This window comes from Butyrivibrio sp. (assembly GCF_017940685.1).
In the GTDB taxonomy this organism is placed as follows: domain Bacteria; phylum Bacillota; class Clostridia; order Lachnospirales; family Lachnospiraceae; genus Butyrivibrio.
The window spans coordinates 1-4,761 of sequence record NZ_JAGAYD010000169.1 but is presented as its reverse complement, the minus strand read 5'-3'; the positions used below and the strand labels follow the sequence as shown (position 1 = coordinate 4,761).

Here is a 4,761-nt window from a genome sequence, read left to right as displayed (position 1 = left end):
CTCTGCGCAGGTTCCGCAGTGTGTGCATTTCTCCTGGTCGATAACGGCCACGTTGTTTTCTACAGTAATGGCGCCGGCTGGACAGTTCTTTTCACAGATGTGACAAGCGATACAGCCGATGGTGCAGTACTGGTTAACGAGCTTACCCATGTCCTGAGACTTGCAGGATACAACCTCTGTTGCATCATATGGGATAAAATCAATGAGGTGGCGAGGGCAGATATCTACGCACTTGCCGCAGGCCTTACACTCTTCCTTATCTACTACTGCAACGCCGTTAACTACGTGAATGGCATCGAACTGGCAGACTGATACGCAGCTTCCGCCGCCAAGGCATCCATAGGAGCAGGTCTTAGCTCCGCCGCCTGGAGCCTGAGCTTCAAGCCTGCAGTCCGCAACTCCGTTGTAGTCGTACTGGCTCTTAGCCTTATCACAGTCGCCCTGGCAGTGAACGTAGGCAACCATTCTCTTTGAAGCGCCTGCCTCAACGCCCATAATACCTGAGATCACGTCAGCTACTGCCTGGCCTCCTACAGGGCATTGATTAACAGCAGCTTCTCCTTTTGCTATCGCAGCAGCACATCCTGAACATCCGGGGAATCCGCATCCACCACAGTTATTGCCAGGAAGAGCTTCTAAGATAGCCTGTTCTTTTTCATCTACATCAACATGCAGCTTGAGGTCTGCGATGCCAAGAATAAGTCCAATGACAATTCCAACACCGGCAACCACTGCAGTTGCAATGATTATTCCAGTTATCATAAGTCAATATCTCCTTTTATTTGAGAGCTGAGAATCCAGTGAATGCAATTGCCATAAGACCAGAGGTCAAAAGAACCAGTGGCATTCCCTTAAATGGTGCAGGGATATCATTGTATTCCATCTTTTCACGAAGGCCTGCAAGGATGACGATTGAGATTGTAAATCCAACTGCTGTTGCAAAGCCGCAAACAGTGCTCTCTAAAATAGTGTATCCATCAGTTACGTTGTTAAGTGCCACACCAAGTACTGCGCAGTTTGTAGTGATAAGAGGAAGATAAACTCCAAGAGCCTGGTATAAAGATACCACGAACTTCTTAAGGATCATCTCAACAAACTGAACCAGCATGGCTATAACAAGGATAAACACGATGGTCTTAAGATATGACAGATCAAGTGGGTTCAAAATAAACTTGTAAATAATGCTACATACAAGTGATGCCATTGTAATAACGAAGATACATGCAGCGCCCATTCCAAGTGCTGTGTCTGTCTTCTTGGAAACACCAAGGAAAGGACAAAGGCCAAGGAACTGGCTAAGTACTACGTTATTTACAAGGGATGCAGTGATCATAAGTCCAATAAGATTAACTATTACTTCTCCCATTAGTTTTCAGCCTCCTTCCTTGCCTCTTTTTCTGCAGAGATCTTATCTGCTGCTGCCTCTTCAGCTGATGAGCAGCATCCCTGTCCGAACTTGGATGTATCTTTTCCCTTTTTAGCCATATTCATCTTGATCTTGTTCATGATGGCAATAAGGAATGCAAGAACAAAGAACGCACCAGCCTGCTGGATAAAGATGCTGATTGGCTGATAGCCAGATAGGAATGCTCCAACAGCTCCGGGAACAACTGTGCCTTCACCAAGGATCTGAACATCGAATGCTGTTCCTGCGCCGATGAACTCTCTTATAAGTCCGATGCAGGTAATAGCACAGGTAAATCCGATTCCCATTCCGATTCCATCAAAGAATGAAGGAACAATACCATTTTTGCTGGCGTAAGCTTCCGCTCTACCGAAGATGATACAGTTAACAACGATAAGAGGAATGTATACGCCCAGGGCTGCATTAAGAGCAGGAACATAAGCTTTCATTAAAAGCTCTACTAAGGTTACGAAAGAAGCAATTACTACAATGAAGGATGGAATCCTGACTGTAGAAGGAATTGTCTTACGAAGTGCTGATATAACAGCGTTACTAAGTGCAAGAACGAAGGTTGTTGCAAGACCCATTCCAAGTCCGTTGATAGCTGATGATGTTACAGCAAGTGTAGGACACATACCGATCATCAGTACCAGTGTTGGGTTTTCTACAACAAGTCCGTTAAAAAATCTCTCGGCAGGAGTGTTCTGTTTAAAGCCTAAAGCGCCTTTTTTTGCTTCCATGCTAATCAGTTACCCCCTTTCAATACATTTTCAAAATATGCTACTGCTGCGTTAACGCCGTTTGTAACAGCTCTGGAAGTGATGGTTGCACCAGATATTGCCTCTATCTGAGTTGCAGGGTCACTGAGCTGTCCGTTTTTAACAACGCTAAACTGTGTAGCTGCCTTATCAGCAAACTGAGGAACAACTACCTTCTCAGCATTCATTCCAAGGCCGGGAGTCTCAGCGATCTTGATGATGGAAATGCCATTGACGTTTCCCTCATTGGTGATACCAACTGTGTAGTCGATAAAGTCGCCGTAACCCTTGGACTTAACCTGGATAACATATCCAAGTCCAGTTCCTGCGGAATCTTTAGCTTCTTTTACGCTCTCAACTGTTACACCTGTAAACTGCTCAGAAATAGCAGCTGCGCCTGCCTCGTCAGTAGCCACATCATCAAATGTAGCGGCAGTTGCAAATACTGACTGGTTAGCCTTGTCCTGTGCAAGCTTGTCCTGGTAAGCTATAGGCTCTTTTGTAACCTGATAAACAATACCAAGAAGTACACCGGCAACAAGTGTTATTGCAAAGAGGATAAGGGCGTTTTTGATCATTGACTTTGTATCGTTCATGCTTTTTTCGCCTCCTTCTTTGCAGTTTTCTTAATACCGAAGGCCCTTGGAATAGTGAACTTCTCAATAAGGGGCACAAGAAGGTTTGTGATGACAATTGCAAAGGATACGCCCTCAGCATTGGCACCAAAGATACGGAAGATTCCTGTAAGGAGACCAAGGATGATTCCGTAGATAACCTTTCCCTTAGGAGTTATAGGGCATGTAACATAGTCGGTTGCCATGAAGAATGCTCCAAGCATAAGTCCGCCACCTGCAAGGTGAGCTGCGATATATGAGAAGTTGAATCCATAGCCGCCGAACAAACCAACAAAGATAACAAAGGAAATGATGTATGTGAATGGGATCACATAATTGATGATTCCTACTGCGAAAAGGATCATGGCACCGATCACGATGCAGAGCATTGATGTCTCACCAATTGTTCCGCCTGTGCGACCGATGATCATATCCATTACATTAACCTCTACACCGTTTTTCAGGTTTGCAAGTGGTGTTGCTCCTGTATAGGTGTCAGTTACGAAGTTGGTCATAAGAGCTGGGAATGACAGAACAAGGAAGCACCTTCCGCCAAGGGCAGGGTTCATGAAGTTCTGTCCAAGTCCGCCAAAGAGCTGCTTGACCATGATGATCGCAAATACGCTTCCAAGGATCGGTACCCAGAAAGGTACTGTTGATGGAAGGTTAAGTGCAAGTAAAAGTCCCGTTACAACTGCAGAAAAATCTCCCACTGTAATGGGCTTATGAAGTGCCTTCTCATAGATAAACTCTGAGAGCACAGCACTTGCTACTGATAATAAGATAATGATAAGTGCATTCAGTCCAAAGTTATATATTCCAAAACCAGTGGCAGGAAGCAGAGCTATGACCACCCACATCATGATGTTTGATGTAGTTGTCTTGGATCTAACATGGGGATTGGATGACACTCTTTTTAGTTCACTCATTCAAATGTCCCCCTTACTTCTTTCTCTTGCCGAGCTGGATCTTACGCATACCCTTGATCAGCTGGGTGAGCTGACGTCTTGCAGGGCAGATATAGCTGCAGCATCCACACTCGCAGCACTCCATGCCATACATGTCAAGGAATGCCTTTTCATTGTTATGTTCAACCGCATCTGCCAGGTTCTTGGGTACAAGCCTCTCAGGGCATACCTCAACGCAGCGTGCACAGTTGATGCATGCTGATGGCTCAAGAGCTGCTACCTCGTCCTTGGTCAGACAGGTAAGAGCTGATGCAGTCTTGGTTGTGGGAACATCAAGGTCAAAGATGGCAAAGCCCATCATAGGACCTCCGGAGATGATCTTGGCAGGCTCGCACTTAAGGCCTGCGTCGTCAAGAAGCTCTCTATAGTTAGTTCCAATCCTAACCTTGTAGTTCTGAGGATTTTCAACAGCCTCTCCGGTAATGGTAACGATCCTCTCCATGAGAGGTCTGCCCTCCATTACTGCTCTTCTTACAGCGCAGAGAGTATCTACGTTGTCGACGATACATCCAGCGTCTGCAGGGAGCATTGAAGAGTTGATCTCTCTTCCTGTGACAGCATAAATGAGCATACGCTCAGCACCCTCAGGATACTTGGTCTTAACGGGCTTAACGCTTATATTATCAATATCTTTAGTAAGTTCTTTGAATTTAGCGATCGCATCGGGCTTGTTATCCTCGATTGCAAGAATACCTCTCGCATTAGGGAAGATGCTGACTGCGATCTGAAGACCTTCAAGAAGAAGCTCTGGCTCTTCGATCATTCTGCGATAGTCAGATGTAAGATAAGGCTCACACTCTGAGCAGTTGGCAATGACATAATCGATCTTGTCAGGCTCCTTAGGAGAAAACTTGACAGCGGTTGGGAAACCTGCGCCTCCCATACCTACCACTCCGGCCTCACGAACAGCTGCAATCTTGTCCTCTGCAGTCATCTCCTCGTAGGGCTTTAATGGTTTAAACTCAACTTCTTCATACTTCTCATCGTTCTCAACGATGATACAGTCGCACATAGCT

General features: G+C 45.6%; 6 protein-coding genes. All 6 read right to left on the bottom strand.

Annotated elements, in window-relative coordinates:
- A partial coding sequence (locus tag J6I68_RS10910) for an RnfABCDGE type electron transport complex subunit B (protein ID WP_292220288.1) occupies window positions 1–762 on the bottom strand: 762 nt, incomplete at its 3' end.
- A 16-nt stretch (window positions 763–778) separates the two neighbouring features.
- A complete protein-coding gene (gene rsxA, locus J6I68_RS10905) occupies window positions 779–1,366 on the bottom strand; it encodes an electron transport complex subunit RsxA (RefSeq protein WP_292203754.1) in 588 nt (195 codons plus the stop codon).
- Window positions 1,366–2,145 (bottom strand): electron transport complex subunit RsxE, encoded by a 780-nt coding sequence (rsxE, locus tag J6I68_RS10900; protein ID WP_292220286.1) that lies wholly within the window; start codon window positions 2,143–2,145, stop codon window positions 1,366–1,368. Before rsxE ends, rsxA begins: the two co-directional genes overlap by 1 nt.
- A 5-nt stretch (window positions 2,146–2,150) precedes the next feature.
- The gene (locus J6I68_RS10895; RefSeq protein ID WP_292220285.1) at window positions 2,151–2,759 is read right to left on the bottom strand and encodes an FMN-binding protein; all 609 of its coding nucleotides are present in this window, start codon (window positions 2,757–2,759) and stop codon (window positions 2,151–2,153) included.
- Window positions 2,756–3,706 carry an RnfABCDGE type electron transport complex subunit D gene (locus tag J6I68_RS10890; protein WP_292220283.1) on the bottom strand — a complete coding sequence of 317 codons (951 nt, stop codon included), beginning with the start codon at window positions 3,704–3,706 and terminating at the stop codon, window positions 2,756–2,758. The genes J6I68_RS10895 and J6I68_RS10890 overlap by 4 nt, the downstream gene beginning before the upstream one ends.
- Before the next feature lie 13 nt (window positions 3,707–3,719).
- A partial coding sequence (locus J6I68_RS10885; protein ID WP_292220282.1) for an RnfABCDGE type electron transport complex subunit C occupies window positions 3,720–4,761 on the bottom strand: 1,042 nt, incomplete at its 5' end.